The following is a 24,072-nucleotide window of genomic DNA, read 5'->3' as shown; positions in this document are numbered from 1 at the left end:
GCGCCGCCCCGCCGCGCCCCCCCCCGGGCCGCGCCGGGGGGCCGGGGGGGGGGCCCCCCCCCCCCCCCCCCACCACTCACCGCAACGAGGGAGACCATGATGACCCAACCGTCCGCGACCACCACCAACGCCCTGTCCGCCATCAGCGAGGCCGGGGTGAGCGTCTGGCTCGATGACCTGTCCCGCGAGGCCCTACAGTCCGGTGCCCTGCAGAACCTCATCGACACCCGGTCCGTGGTGGGTGTCACCACGAACCCGACGATCTTCGCCAAGGCGATCGCCGAGGGGAACGCCTACGACCCGCAGCTGCGCGAGCTCGCTGCCTCCGGCGCGTCCCTCGAGGACGCGGTCCTGGCCCTGACCACCGACGACGTGCGCAACGCGTGCGACCTCTTCGCTGGCATCAACGCCGCCACCGGCGGCCAGGACGGGCGCGTCTCGATCGAGGTCGACCCGCGGCTGGCCCGTGAGACGGAGGCCACCATCGCCTCCGCGCACACGCTGTGGGACACGGTCGACCGGCCGAACCTGTTCGTCAAGATCCCGGCCACGGTGGAGGGTCTACCGGCCATCACCGCCGCGATCGCCGCCGGCATCAGCGTCAACGTCACCCTGGTGTTCAGCCTGGACCGGTTCCGGGCCGTGGCGCAGGCCTACATCGACGGGCTGGAACTGGCACACCAGGCGGGCAAGGACCTGTCCACCATCCGCTCGGTGTCCTCGCTGTTCCTGTCCCGCATCGACACCCAGGTCGACAAGGCACTGGCCGAGATCGGCACCGAGGAGGCGCTCGCGCTCCGGGGCAAGGCCGCGATCGCGAACGCGCGACTGGCCTACGAGGTGTACGAGGAGGTGTTCTCCACCCCCAGGTTCGAGGCGTTGGCGGCCGCCGGCGCGCACACCCAGCGCCCGCTGTGGGCTTCCACCGGTACCAAGGATCCCGCGTACCCGGACACGATGTACGTCGACGAACTGGTCGTGGCCGACGTCGTGAACACGATGCCGCACAAGACCCTCGAGGCGGTCGCCGACCACTCCACGGCCGACGGCACCGACACCGTGCACGGGACGTTCGATGCCTCCCGCCAGATACTGGACACCATCGAGCGTCTCGGCGTCCCGTACGGCAAGATCCTTGAGGGTTTGGAGGACTCCGGCGTGGACTCCTTCGAGAAGAGCTGGGCCGAGCTGCTCGGGGACGTCACCGACGGCCTCGCGGCCGCCGGATCCTGACCTGCCAAGGCGAGACAGCAACGAAGGGTGGTACCACCGGATGGCACCGGCAAAGGTGACGAGCGGGCACAACCCACTCCGTGACCCGTCCGATCGGCGGCTGCCGAAGATCGCCGGGCCCAGCGGCCTGGTGATCTTCGGCGTGACCGGCGACCTGGCGCAGAAGAAGCTGCTGCCGGCGGTCTACGACCTGGCCAACCGAGGGCTCCTGCCCCCGGCCTTCGGCCTCACCGGGTTCGCCCGGCGGGACTGGGAGGACCAGGACTTCCGCAAGATCGCGCACGACGCGATCTCCAAGCACTCGCGCACCCCGTTCGACGAGGGCGTCTGGGAGCAGCTGTCCAAGGGCTTCCGGTTCGTCTCCGGGGAGTTCTCCGACGACTCCGCCTTCGAGCGGCTCGCGCAGACCGTGCAGCGTCTCGACGACGAGCGCGGCACGCGCGGCAACCACGCGTTCTACCTGTCCGTGCCGCCGGGGCAGTTCCCGCTGGTGCTCCAGCAGCTCGCGAAGGTGGGCCTGTCGACTCCCGCCGAGGGCACGTGGCGCCGGGTGGTCGTGGAGAAGCCGTTCGGCCACGACCTCACCAGCGCCCGCGAGCTGAACGACGTGGTCGAGGAGGTCTTCCCGCCGGAGTCGGTCTTCCGGATCGACCACTACCTCGGCAAGGAGACGGTCCAGAACCTCCTGGCCCTGCGGTTCGCGAACCAGATGTTCGAGCCGATCTGGAACGCCAACTACGTCGACCACGTCCAGATCACGATGGCCGAGGACATCGGCATCGGTTCGCGGGCGGGCTACTACGACGGCATCGGTGCGGCTCGGGACGTCATCCAGAACCACCTGCTGCAACTGCTCGCACTGACCGCCATGGAGGAGCCGGTCTCCTTCGAGGCCGATGAGCTGCGGGCCGAGAAGGAGAAGGTGCTCTCCGCCGTCACGATCCCGCGGGACATCGGGCGGCACAGTGCCCGCGGTCAGTACGAGGCGGGCTGGCAGGGCGGCGAGGAGGTCCTCGGCTACCTGCAGGAGCAGGGCATGAGCACCGGCTCGATCACCGAGACCTACGCGGCGATCCGCCTCGACATCGACACCCGGCGCTGGGCCGGGGTGCCGTTCTACCTGCGCGCCGGCAAGCGTCTCGGCCGCCGGGTCACCGAGATCGCCATCGTCTTCAAGCGGGCGCCGCACCTGCCGTTCGATCTGAACGAGACCCAGGAGCTCGGCCAGAACGCCATCGTGATCCGCGTGCAGCCGGACGAGGGCGTGACCATCCGGTTCGGCTCGAAAGTGCCCGGCACGGCCATGGAGGTCCGCGACGTCACCATGGACTTCGGCTACGGGCACGCGTTCACGGAGTCCTCGCCCGAAGCCTACGAACGGCTCATCCTGGACATGCTCCTGGGCGACCCACCGCTGTTCCCGCGCCAGCGCGAGGTCGAGCTCTCCTGGCAGATCCTCGACCCGATCATCGACTACTGGGCCAAGCACGGGAAGCCGGAGCAGTACCGCCCGGGCACGTGGGGCCCGCCCTCGGCCGACGCCATGCTTGCCCGCGACGGACGCACGTGGAGGCGACCATGATCATCACCCTCGAGGACACCACCAGCTCCGCCATCGGCGCCAAGCTCGTGGCGCTGCGCGAGGAGGGCGGCGCCGTGGCCCTCGGCCGGGTGCTGACGCTGGTCATCGTGGCCACCGGCGACGACGTCGAGTCGGCCGTGGAGGCCGCGAACGACGCCAGCCGGGAGCACCCGTGCCGGGTGATCGTGGTCGACCCGGGCGACGGACGCAGGTCCGCCGGCCTCGATGCCGAGATCCGCATCGGCGGCGACGCCGGGGCCAGCGAGGTCATCGTGCTGCGTCCGCTGGGCGCCGCCCGTGACCAGGTCGACACGCTCGTCGTCCCGCTGCTGCTGCCCGATGCGCCCATCGTGGTGTGGTGGCCGCACGAACCACCCGAGAACATGGCCGCCGACCCGCTCGGAGCGATGGCCCAGCGCCGGATCAGCGACGTGGGCACCTGCGGCAAGCCGATCGAGCACCTCGCCGGGCTGGCCGACACCTACGCCCCGGGCGACACCGACCTGTCCTGGGCTCGCACCACGCTGTGGCGTGGCCTCGCCGCCGCGGCCCTGGACGAGCCGCCCTACGAGCCGGTCCGGGCCGTGCGGGTCATCGGAAGCCGGGACCGCCCGTCCACGCACCTGTTCGCGGCGTGGCTCGCGGCGAACCTGAAGGCTCCGGTCATCATCGAACGCGACCCGGAAGCGACCGCGATCACCGGGCTCGACCTGGACCGACGCAGCGGAACGATCAGGATGCGCCGCCCGGAGGGCAGCGCCGTGGTGACCGTCACCCAGGACGGCGCGCCGACGCAGCAGATCGCGATGGCCAAACGACCGATCGCCGACTGCCTGATGGAGGACCTGCGCCGGCTCGACCCCGACGAGACCTACGCCCGCAGCCTGCTCAAGGGCCTGCCGAAGGTGGCCGGGGAGTGAGCCCGGTGGACACCGACGGTTCGGCCCACAACGGCGCCGCCTCCCACGGACCGGCACGTGCCGTGGTGGTGCATCCCTCCGCGGACGCGCTGGCCGAGGCCACCGGCGCCCGACTCCTCCTGGCCATCCTCGACGCCCAGTCCGTGCGCCACCCCGTCCACGTCGCGCTCACCGGCGGCACGGTCGGGATCCGGCTCCTCGAGCGGGCCCGGCAGACGCCGTTGGCCGACGCCGTCGACTGGACCGGTGTGCACCTGTGGTGGGGCGATGAGCGCTTCGTGCCGCGCGCGGACCCCGAGCGTAACGAGGGCCAGGCGCGAGCCGCACTGATCGACCACCTGCCCATCCCGGCGCAGAACGTGCACCCGATGGCCGCAACCGAGGACGCCGCCACGGCAGAGGAGGGCGCAGCCGCGTACGCAGCGGAACTGGCGGCCTTCGGCTCCGGCGCTGATGGCACTGCCGGTGCCGGCCCGACTCTCGTGTTCGACGTGGTCCTGCTGGGCATGGGCCCGGACGCCCACGTCGCCTCGCTGTTCCCGGGTCACCCGGCGCTGGGCGCGACCGGCACCACCGCGGTCGCGGTCCACGACTCCCCCAAGCCGCCGCCGGACCGGATCTCGCTCACCTTCGAAGCACTCGAGTCGGCCCGCCAGGTGTGGCTCGTCGTCGCGGGCGCGGAGAAGTCGGGCGCCGTGCGCCGCGCCCTCGGTGGCGCCACCGACGTGCAGGAGACGCCCGCCGCCGTCGTGGCCGGACGAGACGTGACGCTATGGCTGCTGGACACCGCAGCGGCCGGAGCCGACCCCGGGCTCGTCTGACGATCGCCCCGCTCTCCGATAAGGTGAGCCGGGCATTTGCCTCACGAACATCAAGGGGATGGAACAGGGTGGACTTCGAGCCGGGCCAGGTCTTTGCTGGCTACACCATCGAGCGCGAGCTCGGGCGTGGCGGCATGGGCTCGGTATTTCTGGCCAAGCACCCGCGGCTGCCCCGCCGGGACGCGCTCAAGATGCTCAGCACGTCCCTGTCTTCGGACGAGAGCTTCCGAACCCGGTTCGAGCGCGAGGCCGATCTGGCCGCCCAGCTCTTCCACCGGAACATCGTCGCCGTCTACGACCGCGGTGAGTTCGAGGGTCAGCTCTGGATCGCGATGCAGTACGTCGAGGGCACCGATGCCTCGCACGCCATCGCCGAGGCCGGCGGCGGTCTCGACCCGACGCGAGTCGTGCACATCGTCACCGAGGTCGGCAACGGACTCGACTTCGCCCACCGGGCCGGTCTGTTGCACCGCGACGTCAAACCGGCCAACATCCTGCTGGCCCCCGGCCTGGACCCGGACGATCCCGAGGAGCCCGAGCAGGTCCTGCTGACCGACTTCGGGATCGCCAAGGCGATCGACGACCGCGACAACAACCTCACCGGCACCGGCAATATGCTCGCCACCCTGGCCTATGCCGCGCCCGAGCAGATCGAGGCCCGCTCCCTCGGCCACGAGGTCGACGTCTACGCGCTCGGCTGCGTGCTGTACGAGCTCCTCACGGGCAGCGTGCCGTTCGTCGCCGACTCACCGTTCGCGAAGATGACGGCCCACCTGACCCAGGACCCGCCGAAGCCGTCCGAGGCCCAGCCCGGACTGGGCACGAGTTTCGATGCCGTCGTCGCGAAGGCGATGGCCAAGAAGCCCGAGGACCGGTACCAGAGCTGCCGGGCGCTGAGCCGGGCGGCGGCCGCTGCGCTGAAGTCGCTCACCGAGCAGTCCGAGACCGCCACCGTGCTGCAGCCCGCCCGGCTGACGCCGGCGGCGACCCCGGGCGAGCAGCCCGGCAGCCCGCACCCGACGCCCACACCGAGCCGGGCGCACACCGGACCAAGGCCGCCGTTCACGCTGAAGGTCCGCCGCTACTTCGCCGACGGCCGCCAGAGCCAGGAGGTCGGCCCGGTCGACACCCGGAACGTGCCGATGGCCGACCGCGCCGCGCTCGAGTCGCTTCTGCACGAGGCCCGGTTCTTCGACCTGCCGCCGCGGCTGCCGCTGGAGCGGCAGATCACCGGTGACTACCTCGAGGAGATCACCGTCGGCGCCGGCGAGCGCACCTGGACGGTCGCCTACGAGCACCAGGGCTCCCGGCACCCGCTGGTGCTGGACCAGATCGCCCCGCGCCTGGCCCGGATCTCACCGTGGCACGTCACCTCGGCGGCCCCGGCCGCGTACCTGCGCGCGAACAACGCACCCGGCAACCGGAGCTGGTCACCGAACGCCACCATCGGCCCGATCGGACAGGGCGGCCGCGACACCGGCCCGAACCCGACCGGTCAGATCCCACCCGTGCCGATGCCGACCGGGCCGATCCCGGCCACACCGATGCCGACCGGCCCGATGCCGACCGGCCCGATGACGACCGGCCCGACACCGACCGTCGGGGCACCCACCCGGAGCACCGGCGGCATGCCGAGCTACCTCTCGGCGCCCGCCCAGCACACCGGCATCCACGCCGTGGGTCACAAGGCCCCCGTCCGCCGCGGACCGAACCCCGCCATGATCACCGGCTTCGCGGTGGCGCTGGTCGCCATCATCGTGCTCATCGTGATCGCCGCCAACGGCGGGTTCGGCGGCGGGAACGACGATCCTGACGGCATCGAGGCCCCGGCCGACCTCACGATCACCGTGAACGGCGACGGTGACACGGTGGTCAACTGGAGCTCGGTGCCGGACGCCACCGGGTACGAGCTCGACCGGGACGGTGAACTCGTCTACGAGGGCACCGCCCGCCAGTTCGTCGACACGGCCCCCAGCGGGCAGGAGTACACGGTGCGCGCCGTCGGGCCGGAGGGTGGGACCTCCGACGACAGCACCCCCGCCGTCGCCGAGGCGTCGCTGGACCCCGGCAGCTGGGGCGATGCCGACTTCATGCGGACGGCGTTCCCGAGTTTGGTGCCCGATGGCCCGAACGTCGCCGGCCACAACGACGCCACCTGCGAGCTCGGCAGTTCCGAACACCTGCCCCAGCCGGACACCGTCGACGCCGCGATCACCTGCACCCAGTCGGATGGTCTGGTGTTCACGCTGCTGCACTTCACATCGGCGGACGCGCTGGCCACGTTCGGCTCGGAGGGCGTGGCCAACGAGGGTTGGTTCAGCCAGGAGTGGTTCTACGACTCCGCTCCGGACGATCCTGCCGGGACCGAGTACGGCAGCCAGGACGGTGTGACCGACCCCGGCTTCCTGTACACCACGTTCGTCCACGCCGAGCGCACGGAGTACATGGTGGCCGTCTGGTGGCCCGAGCACGAGCGGCTCGACATCCGCCGGGAATGGTGGGTCAGCGCCCCGTTCTGACGGTCCGCCGGTCGGAGCCGATCAAGCGCGGGTCGGAGCCGATCAGGCGCGCAGGCCGGCGATCGCCTGCGCGACGGCCTGCGCCGTCTCGTACCGCTCCCCGAGCGGCGCGAGGCAGCGGCGCACCACGTCGGCCTCGCTCGGGGACAGTCGCTCGGACAGCGTCGGACCGTCGGCCTTCAGCACCGTGCGGATGGCCAGCAACGGCTGGTTCTCCGGCAGATCGCCATACAGGCCGACACCCGCCAGGACCCGGTGCGCGGTGGCGCCCAGGCCCCAGATATCCGTGGCGCGTGAGGGCGGCTCCCCCAGCAGCAGCTCGGGATCGACGAACTCGACGGAGGTCTCCGGGGCCATGCCTGTCAGCGCGGCGCCGGCCGCGAACACCCTGGCAAGGCCGAGGTCGGAGACCTTCCCACCGGTCTCGGTGATCATGACATTCGCGGGCTTGACGTCGCCGTGAGCCAGCCCTGCCTCGTGCAGGGCGTCGATCGCGAGGGCGGCGTGCTCCAGCACGGTGAGCAGTCGGTCCCGTTCCAACGGCCGCTCCGGGCTGGCCAGCGAACCGAGCGGAAAGTACTCCATCGCGTAGAAGAACCGGTCGTCCAGCACCGCGTCGTAGACGGTCGCCAGGTACGGCGAGTCCACGGCGGCGAACGCCCGCAGCTCGCGAGCGCCGCGCCGGTAGGCGTCCTCGGTGACCTGGCCGGCGAAGACCTTGACCGCAACGTACTCGTCGGCGATCCCCAGCCGCGCCGGTGGCCGCGCCAGGAAGAACTGCCCGTGGTTGCCGTCACCGATCGACCGCACCACCTCGAAGTCGGCCAGGACCGGCAGGTCGCGGACACGCTGATCACGCAACGACATGTGACTTCCCCAAACGTGGACTCGGTGGGTCACGGACCCAATATCATTCGTGGCAGATCACGCGAAAGTCTATCGGGCGCGTTCCTCCACGACGAGGGGAACGGTCCACATCCGCCATCCAGTAGGGGTTCTCACGGTCATGCACATCGCGGCGCACGTATTCCTGGCGATCGCCGTCATCATGCTCGTCGCGCGGCTGTTCGCGCGGCTCGCCGGCAAGATCCAGCAGCCCCCGGTGGTGGGCGAGATCATCGCCGGTATCGCGCTCGGACCGAGCATCCTCGGGCTGTTGCCGGGCGACCTGGACGCGAAGCTGTTCCCCCCGGACATCCTCCCGTACCTGGACATGCTCGCCCAGCTCGGCCTGGTGCTGTTCATGTTCATCGTCGGGCTCGAACTCGACATGACCCTGGTCCGGGGTCGGGAGAAGCTCGCCGGCACGATCTCGCTGAGTTCGGTCATCCTGCCGTTCGCCATGGGCGCCGGCCTCACGTTCGTGCTGTACCCGTTCCACAACGTGACCGACGCGGGCGAGGTGCCGTTCCTGGGCCTGGCGCTGTTCCTCGGGATCGCGATGGCCATCACGGCCTTCCCGGTACTGGCCCGGATCCTGACCGACCGGGGCATGCACCGCACCACCACGGGCGTGCTCGCGCTGGCCTGCGCCGCCGTCGACGACATCCTCGCCTGGACCCTGCTGGCGTTCGTGGTGGCTGTCGTCCAAGGCGACGGACCAGCCGACGTGATCCGGATCGTCGTCCTCACCGCCGCGTTCGCGGCTCTGATGTTCGGCATCGTGCGGCCGTTGCTGAAGCGTCTGGTCGACGCCTACCGGCGGGCCGGCCGACTCACTCCCAACATCCTCGCGATCGTCCTGATCGGCGTACTGGCCTCGTCGGTCATGACCGATGTCATCGGTATCCACGCCATTTTCGGTGCGTTCATCTTCGGCGCGGTCATGCCGCGCCAGGGCGCCGCGGACCTCACCCGGGAGATCCTCGAACGGCTCGAGCAGGTGAGCGTCCTGCTTCTGCTCCCGCTGTTCTTCGTGGTCACCGGCCTGAGTACGAACATCGGCGGGATCACCGGGGCCGGGCTCTGGCAGCTGGCGCTGATCATGCTGGTGGCGGTCGGCGGCAAGTTCGGTGGCGCATTCCTCGCCGCCCGCCTGCTGAAGGTGCCGAGCCGGCAGGCCACCGCGCTCGGCGTCCTGATGAACACCCGGGGCCTGACCGAGCTGGTGATCCTGCAGATCGGCCGTCAGCTCGGCGTGCTCGACGGGGAACTGTTCACCCTGCTCGTGCTGATGGCGATCCTGACCACGATGATGACCGGCCCCCTGCTTCGCCGGGTCTACCCGGACCGGGCCATCGCCAAGGACATCGCCGCCGCCGAACGGGCGGCACTCGGCGTGGACGAGTCCTACCGCGTGCTGGTCCTGGTCGACGACCCCGCCAAGGCGGACCGGATGGCCGCGGTCGCGGCCACTCTGCTCGGCACGGGCCGCCCCGGCAAGGTCGTGCTCAGCCGGTTCGTGGGCCGCGAGAACTCGCCGGTGGAACTCGGCGCCGGCCTGTCCTCGAACCTCACCCTGATGGCCGCCACCGTGGACGACCTCAACGCGCTCGCCTCCCGCGTGCATGCCACCGGGGTGCCTGCCACGGTTCTGTCCCGGTTCACCGCCGATCCCTGGGCCGATCTCCTGGTCCAGGCCGAGACGGCCGAGGCGGCCGTGCTGCTGATGGACGCGGACTGGTTCGCTGCCAACGCACCGGATGGCACCGGTGGTGGAACCGGCACCGACCTGTCCGGGCACCGGTTCAGCGTGGCCACCGTGCGCCTGGCCGCCGAGGATGCCGCGGCCGACGCACCGATCGTCGTCATCGCCGGCGGCGACCCCGACGGGCGTGGCGCGGTGCTTGCAGGAGCCGCGGCCGCCCGCGCCCGTGGCGCGGAACTGCTCCTGCATCTGCCGGACGGCGCCCGGCTCGCCAAGCGCTTCGGCGCCGCCCTGGCCGCGCTGCACGCGGACGGCCTGGGCTACCGCGTGGTGGAGCGCGGCGAGGCGGACGCCGCGGGCGCGGCGATGCGCGTGGTGGCGGCGGGCCTGGCCGACGGCGTAGCACCGTCGCCGGGTACCGCTGCGGTGACGCTGTGGGCGGGTCAGGACGTGGCCGACGCCGAGCTCACCGAGGCGCTCGGCGCGCTCGTCACCGACGACGAGGAGACCACGGGGGCGCCGACGACCTGAGGTTCCGCCGGAACCTCAGCCCCGGTCGCTCGACAACTTGCGCATCGACGCCGAAGCATCAACGCAGTCGGGCCGCCGATGATTCGAACGTGAACGTCCGCTGCCCCACCCGCACGTGCGTGCCCGGGGTGAGCACGAAGTGCTGGTTAGGTGCCAGCCGCTGCCAGGACTGCTCGTCCGTGGCCGCCACGTAGGTGCCGTTCGCCGAGCCCCGGTCGATGAGCACGACATCCCAGCCGGAGAGCCGGATCTCCGCGTGCACTCGTGAGAGCGCGCCCGAGGTGTCGTCGAGCCGGACCGGGCGCAGCGTGCCCTCCCGGACCGCGGCGTCCGATTCCGGGTTGCGGCCGAGCACGTAGTTGTCGTCGAGCACGAAGGTCGCGCCGACGTCGAGCACCAGGAGGCCGAGCGGCGGGCGTCGCTCCTCGACGAGCACACCGGTCATCTGGTCCATCCGGATGCCGCACACGCGGCAGAACGAGACCCGCGGGTCGTTGAGGTGCTTGCGGGAGCACCGGAAGCCCTGGACGTAGTCCTGCGGCCGTTCCTTGACCCCTGCGGCCTTCTCCGCCGCCTTCTGCTGCGCTGTCTGGCGTGGGGCCGGCGCGGCCGGCGGGAGCGGCGCCCGCGGGGGCTCGGCAGGGCCGTCCTGGATCAGTTCGGACAACCGCGGCGGCGCGAGCGCAGCCGCGGGCGTGCCTGCTGACGGCGGTGGGGGCACCACGGGTGCACCGGACGGCGGCGGCGGGACCACGGGTGCACCGGACGGCGGCGGCGGCACTGGGCTTGCGGACGGCGCCGGAGGTACCACCGGAGTACCTGCGGACGGCGCCGGAGGTACCACCGGAGTACCTGCGGATGGCGGCGGCGGCACGACCGACCTCTGCGAGGGCGGCGCAGGTACGGCTGAACCCGCCGGAGACGGCGGCACCTGAGCACCGGACGGCGCCGGCGGCGGCGGGACCGAGGTTCCCGCAGCCTCAGCCATCGGCTCAGCGGACGCCGGCGCGCCATCCGCAGCGTCGCCGCCGACCATCGGCTCGTCCTCAGCCACCCGCTCACCGGAGCCCGGCTCGGCAACCATCGCCTCGCCGTCGGACATCGCCTCGGCGTCGTAGGCGGCGGACGAGAGCGTCGCGGACGAGCCGGGCACGGGCCCGTGGGAGCCCGGGCCGGACGGCACCGGCACCTCCGGCCCGGCCAGGTGGCTGCCGGACGCGGCCGGGACGTCGGCGACGACCGGCTCGCTCATGTGGTCGGTGACCGGCCCGAACAGCAGTCCACCACCGGGGGTCACGCCGCGGTGGAATCCGGCCCAGGCCGGCATCGGTCCGTCCGCGGACGCGAGCACATCGGCGGCGTGCTCGGGGATGTCCAGCTCGCCGTCGGCGTCGTCGTCGGCGATCAGCTGCAGGGCACCGGCGGGCCACGGCAGCAGTCGGTCCACGGTGAACGCCGCATCCTTGCCGAACAGCGAGACCCGGTCCTCGGGCGGCAACTCGGCATCATCGACGCGCTCGGTGACGCTGATGTCGCCGTACAGGAAGATCGCGACGCCGTTCTCGCTGGCGGAGATGGCGCCGAACCCCGGGGCGACCCCGTTCGTCTCCTCGAACCGGCTCAGCCAGATCGACAACTGCCGGGCGAGGTCCCGCCCGGGCGCCGTCGGCGCGGTCCGGGAGGACGTCTGGATGCGCTCGAGGAGGTCTCTGGCGGCGTCCGGGTCGGTCCCCGGGTCGGTGCGGATAATCGCGACCACCCCCGGCAGACGCACCAGGTGATGGCGGCCCGGGTGGACCCGAGCCGGGACATCGTCGAAGTTCACCTTCACAGGAAACGACCTCCATTGAAGCGCCAGCGGATGAACGGGACCCGCAGGGGACCATTCTGGACCGCCCAGATGAGGAACCACGTGGTGCAGAACTGGATCACGAACGCCCAGCCCGGCACCTGACCGACGCCGGGGATCCAGCCGAGGTTGATCAGCAGCCAGATCAGCAGGCCTTCGTTGATCCCGGTGAACAGGCCCCAGCTCGTGGGCCAGTCCTTCTCCCACCGGAACTGCTGGAGGAAGTGGTAGAGGAACTCCCAGAGCACGCCGAGCACGATGACCGTGAGCAGGATGATGAACGTCGTCTTGTAGCTCTCCCCCAGGGGGGCGCCGGTCGGCAGCACCGGGGTGATGATGAGCGTCCAGATCCCGCCGAGGATGGCGGTGACGAGGATCCGTGATTGGAGTCGCCCGTTGAGGGTGGGTAGCACGGTTCGCCTTCCTAGATCGGCCGGTTCCGGGCCCAGCGCCACCACTGGGCGATGGACCGACCCGGACCCAGTCTCTTCACGAAGCCCAGTCGGGCGAGGTCATCGGCGATCTCCTGCGCGGAGATCTGCAGCCCGAGGAAGGTGTCCACACCGGGGAACGGGCCACCGAGGGTCGAGCTCCCGGAGGCGTACAGACGCCCCGGGCGGCTCCGGGTGCCGATCACCTCGAACTGCGCGTTCACGTCCAGACGGCCCTTCGGGTTCCGCCCGGCGCCGCTGTGGTCGAGCAGGTCGGCGAGCACCCGGCTCTCCCGGATGTCCGCCTCCAGACCGGTGCAGTCGACCACGAAGTCCGCATATTCCTCGAGGGCGCCATGCTGCGTGCTCATCGCGACCACCACGCCGGCGCCGTTCGGCCCCGGGCGGAGCGAGTCGAACGCGCCCTGCATCTCGCGGTACCAGCCCTGTGACCGGCCCCGCTTGAGCTGCTCGAGCCAGTCCTTCCGGAACGGCGTGTTCGTGCCGCCCATCTCCTCATAGGCCTGCGCACGGGCATCGCCCTCGAGCTTGGCCATCTTCTCCTTGAGCTGACCTCCCCACACCGACTTCGGGTAGTTGAAGCCCTGATAGGCCCAGCCGTGCCCGCCGGGGCGCCGGTTGAAGACGTTCTTCCCGTGCGGCCCGGTGTAGAACGTGCGGAAGACCTGGAGGATCTCCGTCCGCAGGTTGTACTTGTCCCGGTCGTCGATGAGCCGCTGCAGCACCCGCGATGCGACGATCCCGCCACCACGCACGATCACCTTGCCCGGGCGGATCCGGAGCTGGTCGTAGACCTGCTCGTGCGGCTCGTAGGCGTTGACCACCTTGGTGGGGTCGCGGTAGCGCTCCCGGTAGTCCTGCAGGTCCTTGAGCAGCCGCAGGCCCGGGTACCCGATCGCGATGTGCACGTACTGGCTCTGGTAGGCGATCCGCTTGGTGGGCGCCGCACCCGCGGGCGGGGTCAGGATCGTGTAGTACCCGCCGCCAGCACGCCGGCGGACCATCCGGACCTGCCCCTTGCGCACCGACTGGAGATAGCCGATCCGGTTCATCTCCTTCTCCATCGTGGAGAACGCCTGACCGGCCCTCGGGGTGAAGTAGTTCGTGAGGATCGGCTCGGTGAACACGTTCCAGAGCGGCCAGAGGAACTCCTTGAGGCTCTTCGCCGCGAACGCCTCGGAGAGCGCGTAGGACGGGAAGCCCCAGATGTTGTCCGGCCGTGACTGGGAGTCCGAGCGCAGCCTCTCGGTGCGCGGGATCTGGGAGACCCGGGTGAGGTACTCGTAGCTCTGCCACGGCACGTCCAAGCCGGTCAGGACCACGATCTGCTGCGCCGGCACGCCGTAGATCCGCAGGTAGTCCACGGTCACGAAGGAACCGATGCCGCCGCCGACCGTCACGAACGGAACCGGCACCACGGGGATGCCCGCGCGCGCGACCATCTCGTCCGTCCAGATGTCGGTGTCGATGAGCTCGGGGGTGAGGTCACCCGGTTCGGTCGTCGGTGCTGCGGATTGCGGGAGTGGCTGATCGCCGCTCATCCGTTCTCCCTTCGATGCAACTGGTGTGTGTTCGCACAGGGCGAGGATCGCCTGCAGGAGCACGCTATCGACTCCACGCAACCGATGCCGCCGCTTTCCGGCGGGCTGCGCGGGCAGATCGCCCCATCGACTCCCCTCGACGGTCACCGTAGCGGATGCCACCACACCCCTAGTCAGGACCGGCCCCGTTTGTCAGGATCGAGGTATGGACACAGCAGGATGGACAGAAGTCGACCGCTACTTCGCTGACCGGCTCCGCCCTCGCGACCACGCCCTCACCGAGGCGGTCGCGGCCGGCTCCGAGCTCCCGCAGATCCAGGTCTCGGATCTGCTCGGCGGGCTGCTCGGCGTGCTGGCCCGGACCGTATCGGCCCGGCGCATCCTGGAGGTCGGCACCCTGTTCGGATTCTCGGCGATCCACCTGGCCCGGGCACTCCCGCTGGACGGCAGGCTCATCAGCCTGGAGTACTCCCCCGAGCACGCCCGGATCGCCCGGGAGAATATCGAGCGAGCCGGCCTGCAGGACCTGGTCGAGGTTCGGGTCGGGGCCGCGCTGGACACGCTGCCGGGCGTCGCCGCGGACATCGACGCCCCGTTCGACCTGGTCTTCATCGACGCCGACAAGCAGAACAACCCGGGCTACCTCGACTGGGCCTTGCGCCTGACCCGGCCCGGCGGGCTGATCATCGTGGACAACGTGGTGCGCGGCGGCGCCGTCGCCGATCCTGACAGTGACCGCCCGGACGTCCAGGGCACGCGCACCATGGTCGACGACGTCGCGACGGCGGTGGCCGAGCAACGCCTCGACGCGACCGCCCTGCAGACCGTCGGGAGCAAGGGATACGACGGCATCCTGCTCGCCTACGTGCGCTGATGTCGGATCCGCAGGCGACGGCGCTGCAGCTGCGGCCGCCACGGAACCGGTACGACCGCCGCGTGGTCGCCTGGTGGCGCTGGAGCGCGATCTGTTGGACGGCGGTGATCGCGCTCCCGCTGGTGATCCTCGGCATCATCGTCGCCCCGGCCCGGATCTGGCTGCTCGTGCCTGCCGCCGTCGTGATCGTGATCGGCGGTGCCCTCGCCGTGGCGCTGCCCCTGTGGTGGTACGCCAAGCACCGGTGGGAGGTCACCGAGCACGCGGTCTACACGCGCACCGGCTACTTCTGGCAGACCTGGCGGGTGGCGCCGATGAGCCGGATCCAGACGGTGGACACCACCCGGGGCCCGTTGCAGCGGGCGTTCGGGCTCGCCACCGTGGTGGTGACGACGGCGTCCGCGGCCGGGCCGGTGTCGATCGCCGGGCTCGACGACGAGCAGGCCACCGAGATCGCGCACGACCTGACGATCGTCACCAACGCGACTCCGGGCGACGCGACGTGAGCGCCACCGAGGAGGAGTCCCCCACACCGCCGGGCGCCGACGGCGGTCCGAACCCCGAGGACTGGCACACGCTCGACCCCCGGACCGCGCTCGTCACGGCCATCCTGCTGTTCGCCATCTTCGCAGGAAGCTCGGTCCTCATCGTCCCGCCGATCTGGCTGCAGAGTGACGCGGGCCCGGCCGCGCTCGCCTGGTGCGTGGCCGGGACCGTGCTGATCACGGTGGGTTCCGCCGTCGCCGACCACCTGCGCTGGCGCACCACCCGGTACCGGCTCACGGACACCCGCCTGGAGATGCACGGCGGGATCCTGTTCAAGCGACGCCGGTCCCTGGCCCGGGAGCGGATCCGGAACGTGGACCTGACCGCCAACATCCTGCTGCGCGCGTTCGGGCTGGTGCGCCTGTCCGTCGGCACCGGGGAGAAGGTCAGCGAGAGCGAGGGCCAGTCGATCGTGCTCGACCCGATCTCCAGGGCCGAGGGCGAGTGCCTGCGCACCGACCTGCTCCGTCGCGCCGGCGCCGTCGCCGCCGATCCGGCCGCGGAGACGGCGCTGGCCGTCTGGTCCCCGCGGTGGGTCCGGTACGTGCCGATGTCCGTGTTCACGTTGCTGATCGCCGCCGGCGCGGCGGGCGCCGTGTTCCAGGTGGCGGAGTGGTTCGGCGTGCCCGAACTACCGGTGGAGTGGGCGCGCTCGCTCGCGGACCGGTTCGGTGCCTGGCCCGCGCTCCTGGGTGCGATCGTGGTGTTCGTCGTGGCCGGCGCGATCGGCATGACCGCGCTCGGGCTGGAGTCCTGGTGGAACTACCGGCTGGAGCGGGGCGCCGGCGTGCTCCGGGTGCGACGCGGCCTGCTCACGTCCCGTTCGACCAGCTTCGAGGAGTCCCGGGTCCGGGGCGTGGAGCTGGTGGAGCCGCTCGGTATCCGCCTCGCGGGCGCGGCCCGCCTGGACGTGCTGGCGACCGGCATGCGCGCGGACGCGGAGAAGCAGGAGGCGGCCACCCTGGTCCCGGGGTCACCCCGGGAGGTCCCCCTCGCGGTGGCCGAACGCATCCTCGGCGCATCGCTGCCGACGGACCTGCGCCCGCACCCGCGCGCCGCGCGCGACCGCCGCCTGTTCCGGGCGGCTCTGGTGATCGTCGGGCTGGGCGCCGTGGTCGGCGTGCTGGTCGTCGCCGTACGCCCGACGGCGTTCTGGACGTCGGTCCTGATCGTCGCCGCCGTCGTCGGCTCGGTGATCGCGGTCGCGGTCGCCGTGGACGGCGCCCGCAGCCTCGGTCACGCCCTCACGCCCGACCACCTGGTGGCCCGGCGCGGCAGCGTCCGCCGGAGCACGGCGGCACTGTCGCGGCCCGGGATCATCGGTTGGCGGATCCGGCAGTCGGTGTTCCAACGCCGGGTGGGCGTGCTCACCGTGACGGCCACCACGGCTGCGAGCCGCGGCAGGTACTCCGTCGTGGATGTCGGATCAGCCACCGGCCTCGACCTCGCCGATGAGGCCGTGCCGGGGCTGCTGCGCCCGTTCCTGGAACCGGTGGGCGCCGACGCGGAGGGTGTCGGCGCCCGCGGGGACTAGGTCCGGCAGACCTGGCCCACGCAGCCTGGCCCAAGCAGGGCCGCGCGCGTCGGGGTCAGCCGCCGCGGCGGGCCCGAAGGGCCGCGAGAGCCTCGTCGAGGAGCGCGGCGCCGTCGGAATCGGTCCGGCGCTCCTTCACGTACGCGAGGTGCGTCTTGTACGGCTCGTTCTTGGGAGCCGAGGGCGGGTTCGCCTGGTCCTGACCGGCGGGCAGCCCGCAGCGCGGGCAGTCCCAAGTCTCCGGGACCACCATGCCGGGCTCCTGCGCGAAACTCGGCCGGGTCTCGTGACCCGACGCACACCAGTAGGAGATCCACACCCGCGGTGCGGCGTCTCCCCGCTCGGCCTCGCCCATCGGTCCGGCGCCGACGCGCGAACCTCGAATTGCACTACCACCAGCCACGTGAAGACTCCCTGCTCAGATCGTGAACTTCTGGATGAGACCCAACAGCACGACCACAACGCCCCAGATCACGGCGGAGCCGATCGTGATCCGGTTGAGGTTGCGCTCGGCCACTCCGGACGAACCGAGGCTGGAGGACATGCCACCGCCGAACATGTCGGAGAGGCCACCGCCCTTGCCCTTGTGCATGAGGATCGTCATGATCAGCACCCCGCTGGTCAGCACCAGCAGGACCTGCAGGATGATGGTCATTACCGTCACGTCGTCAGTACTTCCTCACGTCTTGTGGGCATGCGCGGACGGCGCACAACCTTGGAACCCTCGGTGAGTTTACGCGATCGGCGCGGGGACTTCACGCCTTGCCCCCGCGCCGACGCTCACACCTACCTACAGACCCACGTCGTGGGACTGGTACCGCGCGATCGCGGCGAACTCCGTCGGGTCAAGACTCGCCCCGCCGACGAGCGCGCCGTCGACGTCCGGCTGGGCCATGATCGTGGCCACGTTGCCGGACTTCACCGAGCCGCCGTAGAGCACCCGGACGGCGTCGGCGACCTCCGCCGAGTACAGCTCTGCGAGCCGGCCACGGATCGCGCCGCAGACCTCCTGGGCGTCCTCCGGCGTCGCGACCTCGCCGGTGCCGATGGCCCAGACCGGCTCGTAGGCGATCACGGAGCGGGCGGCGTCCTCGGCGGAGATCCCGTCGAAGGCGCCGTCCACCTGGGCGAGCGTGTGGCTCACCTGGTTGCCTGCCTGCCGGACCTCCAGGCCCTCCCCCACGCACACGATGGGGATGATGTTCGCGGCCAGCGCCGCCTTGGCCTTCGCGCCCACGAGCGCGTCGTCCTCGGCGTGGTACTCGCGCCGCTCGGAGTGACCGACGACGGCGTAGCCCACGCCGAGCTTGGCCAGCATCGCCGCGGAGATCTCGCCGGTGTAGGCGCCCTTGGCGTGCGCGGAGATGTCCTGCGCGCCGTAGCCGATCTCGAGCTTGTCGGAGTCGACCAGCGTCTGCACCGAACGCAGGTCGGTGAACGGCGGGCAGACCACGACCTCGACGCGGTTGAAGTCGTGCTTCGCGTCCTTGAGGGTCCAGGCCAGCTTCTGCACGGTGTGCGTGGCCTCGTGGTGGTCGAGGTTCATCTTCCAGTTCCCCGCCATCAGCGGGGTGCGGTTCTTTGCCATCTTCGGTGGTGCCTTCCTGCTTCGTCCGGACGGGGTCAGTTGAGAACGTCGATGCCGGGCAGGACCTTGCCCTCGAGGAACTCGAGGGAGGCTCCGCCACCGGTGGAGATGTGGCTGAAGCCGGCCTCGTCGAAGTCCAGCTGACGCACCGCCGCCGCGGAGTCGCCGCCGCCCACGATGGTGAACGCGCCGGCCGCGGTCGCGTCGACGAGGCCCTGCGCGACGGCCTTCGTGCCGCCGGCGAACGCCGGGAACTCGAACACGCCCATCGGGCCGTTCCAGACGACGGTCTTCGCGGACGCGATCGCCTCGGCGAACGCGGCGCCGGACTCGGGGCCGATGTCCAGGCCGATCTGGTCGTCGGGGATCTCGCTCGCGGGTACCACGGTGGCCGGGGAGTCCGCCTTGAACTCGGGCGCCACGACGATGTCCGTGGGCAGCACGATGTCGACGCCCTTCTCGGCGGCCGTGGCGAGGTAGCCCTTGACCGTCGGGATCTGGTCCTCTTCGAGCAGCGACTTGCCGACGTTGTACCCCTGGGCGGCGAGGAAGGTGAAGACCATTCCCCCGCCGATGAGGAGGCGGTCCGCCTTGGTGAGCAGGTTCGCGATCACGCCGAGCTTGTCGGAGACCTTGGACCCGCCGAGGACGACGACGTAGGGCCGCTCCGGGTTGTCGGTCGCGCGCCGCAGCGCCTCGATCTCGGTCTGCACGAGACCACCGACGGCGGCGGGCAGCTTGGTCGCGACGTCGTAGACGCTGGCCTGCTTGCGGTGCACCACACCGAACCCGTCGGACACGTAGGCGTCCGCCAGCGCTGCGAGGTCGTCCGCGAGCGCGCCGCGCTCGGCGTCGTCCTTCGACGTCTCGCGGGGGTCGAACCGGATGTTCTCCAGGAGCACGACGTCGCCGTCGGCGGCGGCGGCCACGGCAGCCTGCGCACCCGGGCCGATCGTGTCGGGCGCGAGCACGACCTCCTGGCCGAGCAGCTCACCGAGGCGGGCCGCCACGGGCGCGAGGGAGTACTTGTCCTCGGGCGCACCCTTGGGGCGACCGAGGTGAGCCGTCACGACGACCTTCGCGCCGCCGTCGACCAGCGTCTTGATGGTGGGCAGTGCGGCGCGGATGCGGCCGTCGTCGGTGATCGTGGTGCCGTCCAGCGGCACGTTGAAGTCGGAGCGGACGAGCACGCGCTTGCCGCGCAGGTCGCCGAGGTCGGAGATGGTCTTCATGGTTGCCACGGTTCCCGTGGATCCCTTCTGGGAGTGGTTCGGTTCGGGACATGACGACGCCCGCGTACACACCGGTACGCGGGCGCCATCATGAGCGGAGCGAGGGTCAGAGCTTCTCGCCGACGTAGACCGTGAGGTCCACGAGCCGGTTCGAGTAACCCCACTCGTTGTCATACCAGGCCACGACCTTGACCTGGTCGCCGATCACCTTGGTCAGGCCGGAGTCGAAGATGCTCGAGGCCGGGTCACCGGCGATGTCGGTGGAGACCAGCGGGTCCTCCGAGTACACGAGCAGACCCTTGAGCGCCTCGGTCTCGGCGGCCTCCTTGACGGCAGCGTTGATCTCTTCGACACTCACCTCGCGGGAGGCGGTGAAGGTGAGGTCGGTGGCTGAGCCCGTCGGGACCGGCACGCGCAGCGCGTAGCCGTCCAGTTTGCCCTTGAGCTGCGGGAGCACGAGGGAGACGGCCTTGGCCGCGCCGGTGGAGGTGGGGACGATGTTCAGGGCGGCGGCGCGGGCGCGGCGCGGGTCGCTGTGCGGGCCGTCCTGCAGGTTCTGGTCGGCCGTGTAGGCGTGGATCGTGGTCATCAGGCCACGCACGATGCCGAACTTCTCGTCCATGACCTTGGCCAGCGGCGCGAGGCAGTTGGTGGTGCAGGACGCGTTCGAGATGATGTGGTGGTTCGCCGGGTCGTACTCGGTGTGGTTCACACCGATCACGAACGTGGCGTCCTCGTTCTTCGCCGGGGCGGAGATGATGACCTTCTTGGCGCCCGCGTCGATGTGCGCCTTGGCCTTGGTCGCGTCCGTGAAGATGCCGGTCGACTCGATGACGATGTCCGCACCGAGCTCGCCCCAGGGCAGAGCGGACGGGTCACGCTCGGCGAGTGCCTTGAAGGTGTGGTCACCGACGGTGATGGTGTCCTCGCCGTAGGACACGGGGCGGTCCAGCTTGCCGAGGATCGAGTCGAACTTGAGCAGGTTCGCCAGGGTCTGGTTGCTCGTCAGGTCGTTGACACCGACGACCTCGATGTCAGCACCGCTGGCCAGGACGGCGCGGTAGAAGTTCCGTCCGATGCGGCCGAAGCCGTTGATTCCGACGCGGATGGTCACGTTTTCCTCCTCGCGCGCTCACTGCGCGCATAGCGTCTGTCGGTCTTCGCGCTCACGCGCGAGTTTGTTGGGGAGTGTGATGACCCTTCGATTGTTGCTTCATGGTGGGTCATTCACCAGATCCAAAGGTACACCCGCTCCAGGGCCCGGCTCCCGTGGCGAAGGTCCCACGGGGGTGGGTGTTCACATGTCGAGCATGTCCTGGGTCAGGTTGCTCTCGGTGTCCGGGATGCCCTGCTCGGCAGCCTTCTTGTCGGCCATCGCGAGGAGCCGGCGGATCCGCCCTGCGACGGCGTCCTTCGTCAGCGGCGGGTCGGAGAGCTGCCCGAGTTCCTCCAGGCTCGCCTCCTTGTGCTCCAGACGCAGGCGGCCGGCTTTGAGCAGATGCCCGGGGACGCCCTCACCGAGGATCTCGAAGGCCCGCTCCACGCGCGAGCCTGCGGCGACGGCGGCCTGTGCGGAGCGGCGCAGGTTCGCGTCATCGAAGTTCGCGAGCCGGTTCGCGGTGCCCCGCACCTCCCGGCGCATCCGCCGTTCCTCCCAGGCCATCACCGCGTCGTGCGCGCCCATCCGGGTGAGCATGGCGCCGATGGCGTCTCCGTCGCGGATCACGACGCGGTCCACGCCTCGCACCTCCCGTGCCTTCGCACCGATGCCGAGGCGCCGGGCGGCACCGACCAGCGCGAGGGCGGCTTCCGGGCCCGGGCAGGTCACCTCGAGCGCCGAGGACCGCCCGGGCTCGGTGAGGGAACCGTGGGCGAGGAACGCCCCCCGCCAGGCGGCGACGGCGTCGCCGAGGCTCGCGTTGACGACGTGCGGCGGGAGGCCGCGCACCGGTCGCCCTCTGGAATCGAGCAGGCCGGTCTGCCGGGCGAGCGCCTCGCCGTCCTTGACCACCCGGACCACGTACCGGTTCCCACGCCGGAGCGCTCCGCCGGAGACGACGATCACTTCGCTGGTGTGCCCGAAGACCTCGTGGATGGCCTGCCGGAGTCGGCGTGCCGCGATGCCGGTGTCCAACTCGGCCTCGATCACGATCCGCCCGGAGATGATGTGCAGACCGCCGGCGAACCGCAGGGTCGCCGCCACCTCGGCCTTGCGCGCGGACATCTTGTCCACGCGGAGCCGGGCCAGCTCATCCTTCACCTCGGCCGTCAGGGACATGAGGGTCATCCTCCCACTCATCGCGACCGCTCCCCCACGTCTGAGAGGAAGCGGTCGAAGGCATCACGGTAGGCGGCCGCGAGCCGCAACGTGTCATGGTGCGGGGTGCCGTCACCCGCGGAGACCTGCCGCAGCAGCATCGCGCCGCCGACGTCCTCGACCGCGGCGCTGAGGTCGTCGAGATCCTCGACGGCGCCCGGATCGGCGATCACGACGTCGACCTTCAGGTCGGGGGCGTACTCGCGCAACGAACGTAGGTGGTCCGCGGCACTGAACCCGTCCGTCTCACCCTGCTGGGGGGCGAGGTTGAGGGTCAGCGCGAGCCGGGCCGAGGTCTCGTGCAGGGCCCGGGCGATGCCGGGCACGAGCAGGTGCGGCATCACCGACGTGTACCAGGACCCGGGTCCGAGGATCACCCAGTCGGCCCCCATGATCGAGGCGACGGCCTCCTCGCACGCGGGCGGTTCCTCGGGCAGCAGGCGGACCTTCGTGACCCGGCCGGAGGTCACCGCCACCCGGCTCTGTCCGCGCACGAGGGTCGCCTGGTCGGCCGGCCCGTTCGGCAGCTCCACGTCCGCCTCGATCTCGAGTGGTACGGAGGCCATCGGGAGCACCCGGCCGCGCGAACCGAGCAGCTGCCCGATCAGGTCCAGGCCGGCCACGGAGTCGCCGAGCAGCTCCCACACGGCGACGATCAGCAGGTTCCCGACCGCGTGCCCGTTGAGGGGCCCATCGGAGGCGAACCGGTGCTGCAGGACGTCGCGCCAGATGTGGCCCCACTCGGACTCGTCACACAGCGCCGACAGCGCCATCCGCAGGTCCCCGGGTGGGAGCACTCCAAGTTCCTGACGCAGCCGCCCGGAGGAGCCGCCGTCGTCGGCCACGGTGACCACGGCGGTCACGTCGCGGGTCACGTGCCGCAGGGCGGCGAGGGTCGCGGCGAGTCCGTGGCCGCCGCCGAGCGCGACCACGCGCAGGGCGTCGGGGCGGGCGGCACCCAGCCAGGCCGGAGCGGTCGCCCTCATTCGCGGCCCAGATCACGATGGACGGTGCGCACGCTCTGTCCGCCCTCCCGCAGCCGGGTGGCGATCGCCTCGCTGATGGCGACGGAGCGGTGCTTGCCGCCCGTGCAGCCCACCGCGATCGTGACGTACGGCTTCTGCTCGGTGAGGTAGCCCTGGAGCACGGGTTCGATGGCAGCGACGTAGCGCTCGACGAACTCCTCCGCCCCGGGCAGGCCGAGGACGTAGTCGCGCACCGGTTCGTCCCTGCCGTTCAGGTGCCGCAGCTCGGTGACCCAGTAGGGGTTCGAGAGGAACCGCACGTCGACGACGTGGTCGGCGTCCAGGGGCAGGCCGTACTTGAAGCCGAACGAGACGGTGGTGATCCGGATCCTGCGGTCCCCGGCCTCCCCCGCGACGACGTCCCGGACCTGCCTGGCGAGATCGTGCACGGACAGGTCGCTGGTGTCGATCACGACGTCGGCGCGTGAACGCAGGTGGTCCAGGAGCCGGCGCTCCTCCGCGATGCCGTCGAGCATCCGGCCGTCGCCCTGCAGCGGGTGCGGGCGGCGCACCTGCTCGAACCGGCGGACCAGTACCTCGTCCGCCGCGTCCAGGAACATGATCCGGTAGTCCACCTGCCGGGTACGCAGGTCGGCGAGGACCTGGACCAGGTCGGAGAAGAACTCGCGGCTGCGCACGTCCACGACGGCGGCCAGGCGACGCACGCCGCCGTCGGCCTGGGTCATCATCCCGGACAGCGCGAGCAGCATCTTGGGCGGCAGGTTGTCCACGACGTACCAGTCGAGGTCCTCCAGGACGGCCGCCGCGCGGCTCCGCCCGGCTCCCGACATGCCGGTGATGATGAGCACCTCGGGGCGGGCATCCTCGGCCGGCGGGGTCTCGCGCTCAAGAAGCGGGATACCTTCCGGGACGGTCGGGGGCAGCGCGGGATCGGTCGCCTCGGTCATGGGTCTCAGAATG

At 71.0% G+C, this 24,072-nt stretch carries 21 protein-coding genes; 9 read left to right on the top strand and 12 right to left on the bottom strand.

Features of this window, described 5'->3' with window-relative positions; translation table 11 throughout:
• The first annotated feature begins 99 nt into the window (after positions 1–99).
• From tal to KCQ71_RS01060, 5 genes are all read left to right on the top strand, one after another.
• A complete protein-coding gene (gene tal / locus KCQ71_RS01080; protein ID WP_223401919.1) occupies positions 100–1,233 on the top strand; it encodes a transaldolase in 1,134 nt (377 codons plus the stop codon).
• 40 nt (positions 1,234–1,273) lie between these two features.
• A complete protein-coding gene (gene zwf / locus KCQ71_RS01075) occupies positions 1,274–2,815 on the top strand; it encodes a glucose-6-phosphate dehydrogenase (protein WP_223401865.1) in 1,542 nt (513 codons plus the stop codon).
• A complete protein-coding gene (locus KCQ71_RS01070) occupies positions 2,812–3,735 on the top strand; it encodes a glucose-6-phosphate dehydrogenase assembly protein OpcA (RefSeq protein ID WP_223401863.1) in 924 nt (307 codons plus the stop codon). Before zwf ends, KCQ71_RS01070 begins: the two co-directional genes overlap by 4 nt.
• Complete coding sequence (gene pgl / locus KCQ71_RS01065; RefSeq protein ID WP_223401862.1) at positions 3,732–4,556, top strand: 6-phosphogluconolactonase; 825 nt, start codon at positions 3,732–3,734, stop codon at positions 4,554–4,556. The genes KCQ71_RS01070 and pgl overlap by 4 nt, the downstream gene beginning before the upstream one ends.
• Before the next feature lie 68 nt (positions 4,557–4,624).
• Complete coding sequence (locus KCQ71_RS01060; protein WP_223401860.1) at positions 4,625–7,075, top strand: serine/threonine-protein kinase; 2,451 nt, start codon at positions 4,625–4,627, stop codon at positions 7,073–7,075.
• A gap of 42 nt (positions 7,076–7,117) precedes the next feature.
• Here KCQ71_RS01060 and KCQ71_RS01055 read toward each other — a convergent pair whose 3' ends face one another.
• Complete coding sequence (locus KCQ71_RS01055; RefSeq protein ID WP_223401858.1) at positions 7,118–7,942, bottom strand: serine/threonine-protein kinase; 825 nt, start codon at positions 7,940–7,942, stop codon at positions 7,118–7,120.
• Between the two features lie 139 nt (positions 7,943–8,081).
• Between KCQ71_RS01055 and KCQ71_RS01050 the strand changes: the two genes are divergently transcribed.
• Positions 8,082–10,193, top strand: a complete 2,112-nt coding sequence (locus KCQ71_RS01050) for a cation:proton antiporter domain-containing protein (protein ID WP_223401856.1) — start codon at positions 8,082–8,084, stop codon at positions 10,191–10,193.
• A gap of 58 nt (positions 10,194–10,251) precedes the next feature.
• On the opposite strand, the gene KCQ71_RS27490 is transcribed toward KCQ71_RS01050, so the two are convergent.
• From KCQ71_RS27490 to KCQ71_RS01035, 3 genes are read right to left on the bottom strand one after another with little or no spacing between them, the layout of a single operon-like run.
• Complete coding sequence (locus KCQ71_RS27490) at positions 10,252–12,018, bottom strand: FHA domain-containing protein (RefSeq protein WP_223401854.1); 1,767 nt, start codon at positions 12,016–12,018, stop codon at positions 10,252–10,254.
• A 2-nt stretch (positions 12,019–12,020) separates the two neighbouring features.
• On the bottom strand, positions 12,021–12,455 hold the full coding sequence (locus tag KCQ71_RS01040) for a hypothetical protein (RefSeq protein ID WP_223401852.1): 435 nt from the start codon (positions 12,453–12,455) through the stop codon (positions 12,021–12,023).
• A gap of 11 nt (positions 12,456–12,466) precedes the next feature.
• Complete coding sequence (locus KCQ71_RS01035) at positions 12,467–14,035, bottom strand: FAD/NAD(P)-binding protein (RefSeq protein WP_223401850.1); 1,569 nt, start codon at positions 14,033–14,035, stop codon at positions 12,467–12,469.
• A gap of 205 nt (positions 14,036–14,240) precedes the next feature.
• On the opposite strand from KCQ71_RS01035, the gene KCQ71_RS01030 reads away from it, so the two are divergent.
• Genes KCQ71_RS01030 through KCQ71_RS01020 form a run of 3 tightly spaced genes read left to right on the top strand, consistent with a single transcriptional unit; the run spans position 14,241 to position 16,989 of the window.
• Positions 14,241–14,909, top strand: coding sequence for an O-methyltransferase (locus KCQ71_RS01030; protein WP_223401847.1), 669 nt, complete (start codon positions 14,241–14,243; stop codon positions 14,907–14,909).
• Positions 14,909–15,415 carry a PH domain-containing protein gene (locus tag KCQ71_RS01025; protein WP_223401845.1) on the top strand — a complete coding sequence of 169 codons (507 nt, stop codon included), beginning with the start codon at positions 14,909–14,911 and terminating at the stop codon, positions 15,413–15,415. The genes KCQ71_RS01030 and KCQ71_RS01025 overlap by 1 nt, the downstream gene beginning before the upstream one ends.
• A complete protein-coding gene (locus KCQ71_RS01020; protein WP_223401843.1) occupies positions 15,412–16,989 on the top strand; it encodes a PH domain-containing protein in 1,578 nt (525 codons plus the stop codon). The genes KCQ71_RS01025 and KCQ71_RS01020 overlap by 4 nt, the downstream gene beginning before the upstream one ends.
• A gap of 55 nt (positions 16,990–17,044) precedes the next feature.
• On the opposite strand, the gene KCQ71_RS01015 is transcribed toward KCQ71_RS01020, so the two are convergent.
• From KCQ71_RS01015 to rapZ, 8 genes are all read right to left on the bottom strand, one after another.
• Positions 17,045–17,392, bottom strand: a complete 348-nt coding sequence (locus KCQ71_RS01015) for an RNA polymerase-binding protein RbpA (RefSeq protein ID WP_133109147.1) — start codon at positions 17,390–17,392, stop codon at positions 17,045–17,047.
• A gap of 15 nt (positions 17,393–17,407) precedes the next feature.
• Complete coding sequence (gene secG, locus KCQ71_RS01010; RefSeq protein ID WP_249422388.1) at positions 17,408–17,644, bottom strand: preprotein translocase subunit SecG; 237 nt, start codon at positions 17,642–17,644, stop codon at positions 17,408–17,410.
• Between the two features lie 135 nt (positions 17,645–17,779).
• The gene (gene tpiA / locus KCQ71_RS01005) at positions 17,780–18,577 is read right to left on the bottom strand and encodes a triose-phosphate isomerase (protein ID WP_223401839.1); all 798 of its coding nucleotides are present in this window, start codon (positions 18,575–18,577) and stop codon (positions 17,780–17,782) included.
• A gap of 35 nt (positions 18,578–18,612) precedes the next feature.
• On the bottom strand, positions 18,613–19,809 hold the full coding sequence (locus tag KCQ71_RS01000) for a phosphoglycerate kinase (RefSeq protein WP_223401837.1): 1,197 nt from the start codon (positions 19,807–19,809) through the stop codon (positions 18,613–18,615).
• 106 nt (positions 19,810–19,915) lie between these two features.
• Positions 19,916–20,923, bottom strand: coding sequence for a type I glyceraldehyde-3-phosphate dehydrogenase (gap, locus tag KCQ71_RS00995; protein ID WP_223401835.1), 1,008 nt, complete (start codon positions 20,921–20,923; stop codon positions 19,916–19,918).
• Positions 20,924–21,106: 183 nt separating this feature from the next.
• Positions 21,107–22,087 (bottom strand): DNA-binding protein WhiA, encoded by a 981-nt coding sequence (gene whiA / locus KCQ71_RS00990; RefSeq protein WP_223401833.1) that lies wholly within the window; start codon positions 22,085–22,087, stop codon positions 21,107–21,109.
• 17 nt (positions 22,088–22,104) lie between these two features.
• Positions 22,105–23,112 carry a gluconeogenesis factor YvcK family protein gene (locus KCQ71_RS00985; protein ID WP_223401831.1) on the bottom strand — a complete coding sequence of 336 codons (1,008 nt, stop codon included), beginning with the start codon at positions 23,110–23,112 and terminating at the stop codon, positions 22,105–22,107.
• Positions 23,109–24,059 carry an RNase adapter RapZ gene (rapZ, locus tag KCQ71_RS00980; RefSeq protein WP_223401829.1) on the bottom strand — a complete coding sequence of 317 codons (951 nt, stop codon included), beginning with the start codon at positions 24,057–24,059 and terminating at the stop codon, positions 23,109–23,111. The genes KCQ71_RS00985 and rapZ overlap by 4 nt, the downstream gene beginning before the upstream one ends.
• Positions 24,060–24,072: the final 13 nt, after the last annotated feature.

The sequence above is a fragment of the Occultella gossypii genome (genome assembly GCF_019947135.1).
Taxonomy (GTDB): domain Bacteria; phylum Actinomycetota; class Actinomycetes; order Actinomycetales; family Beutenbergiaceae; genus Occultella; species Occultella gossypii.
Note: the sequence above shows the minus strand (reverse complement) of the source record. Positions and strands in the feature narration are given on the sequence as shown.

Coding starts and splice junctions, on each gene's coding strand:
- tal (WP_223401919.1), top strand. CDS start 100: ATGACCCAACCGTCCGCGACCACCACCAACGCCCTGTCCGCCATCAGC.
- zwf (WP_223401865.1), top strand. CDS start 1,274: ATGGCACCGGCAAAGGTGACGAGCGGGCACAACCCACTCCGTGACCCG.
- KCQ71_RS01070 (WP_223401863.1), top strand. CDS start 2,812: ATGATCATCACCCTCGAGGACACCACCAGCTCCGCCATCGGCGCCAAG.
- KCQ71_RS01055 (WP_223401858.1), bottom strand. CDS start 7,942: ATGTCGTTGCGTGATCAGCGTGTCCGCGACCTGCCGGTCCTGGCCGAC.
- KCQ71_RS01050 (WP_223401856.1), top strand. CDS start 8,082: ATGCACATCGCGGCGCACGTATTCCTGGCGATCGCCGTCATCATGCTC.
- KCQ71_RS01035 (WP_223401850.1), bottom strand. CDS start 14,035: ATGAGCGGCGATCAGCCACTCCCGCAATCCGCAGCACCGACGACCGAA.
- KCQ71_RS01030 (WP_223401847.1), top strand. CDS start 14,241: ATGGACACAGCAGGATGGACAGAAGTCGACCGCTACTTCGCTGACCGG.
- KCQ71_RS01025 (WP_223401845.1), top strand. CDS start 14,909: ATGTCGGATCCGCAGGCGACGGCGCTGCAGCTGCGGCCGCCACGGAAC.
- secG (WP_249422388.1), bottom strand. CDS start 17,644: ATGACCATCATCCTGCAGGTCCTGCTGGTGCTGACCAGCGGGGTGCTG.
- tpiA (WP_223401839.1), bottom strand. CDS start 18,577: ATGGCAAAGAACCGCACCCCGCTGATGGCGGGGAACTGGAAGATGAAC.
- KCQ71_RS01000 (WP_223401837.1), bottom strand. CDS start 19,809: ATGAAGACCATCTCCGACCTCGGCGACCTGCGCGGCAAGCGCGTGCTC.
- whiA (WP_223401833.1), bottom strand. CDS start 22,087: ATGTCCCTGACGGCCGAGGTGAAGGATGAGCTGGCCCGGCTCCGCGTG.
- KCQ71_RS00985 (WP_223401831.1), bottom strand. CDS start 23,112: ATGAGGGCGACCGCTCCGGCCTGGCTGGGTGCCGCCCGCCCCGACGCC.
- rapZ (WP_223401829.1), bottom strand. CDS start 24,059: ATGACCGAGGCGACCGATCCCGCGCTGCCCCCGACCGTCCCGGAAGGT.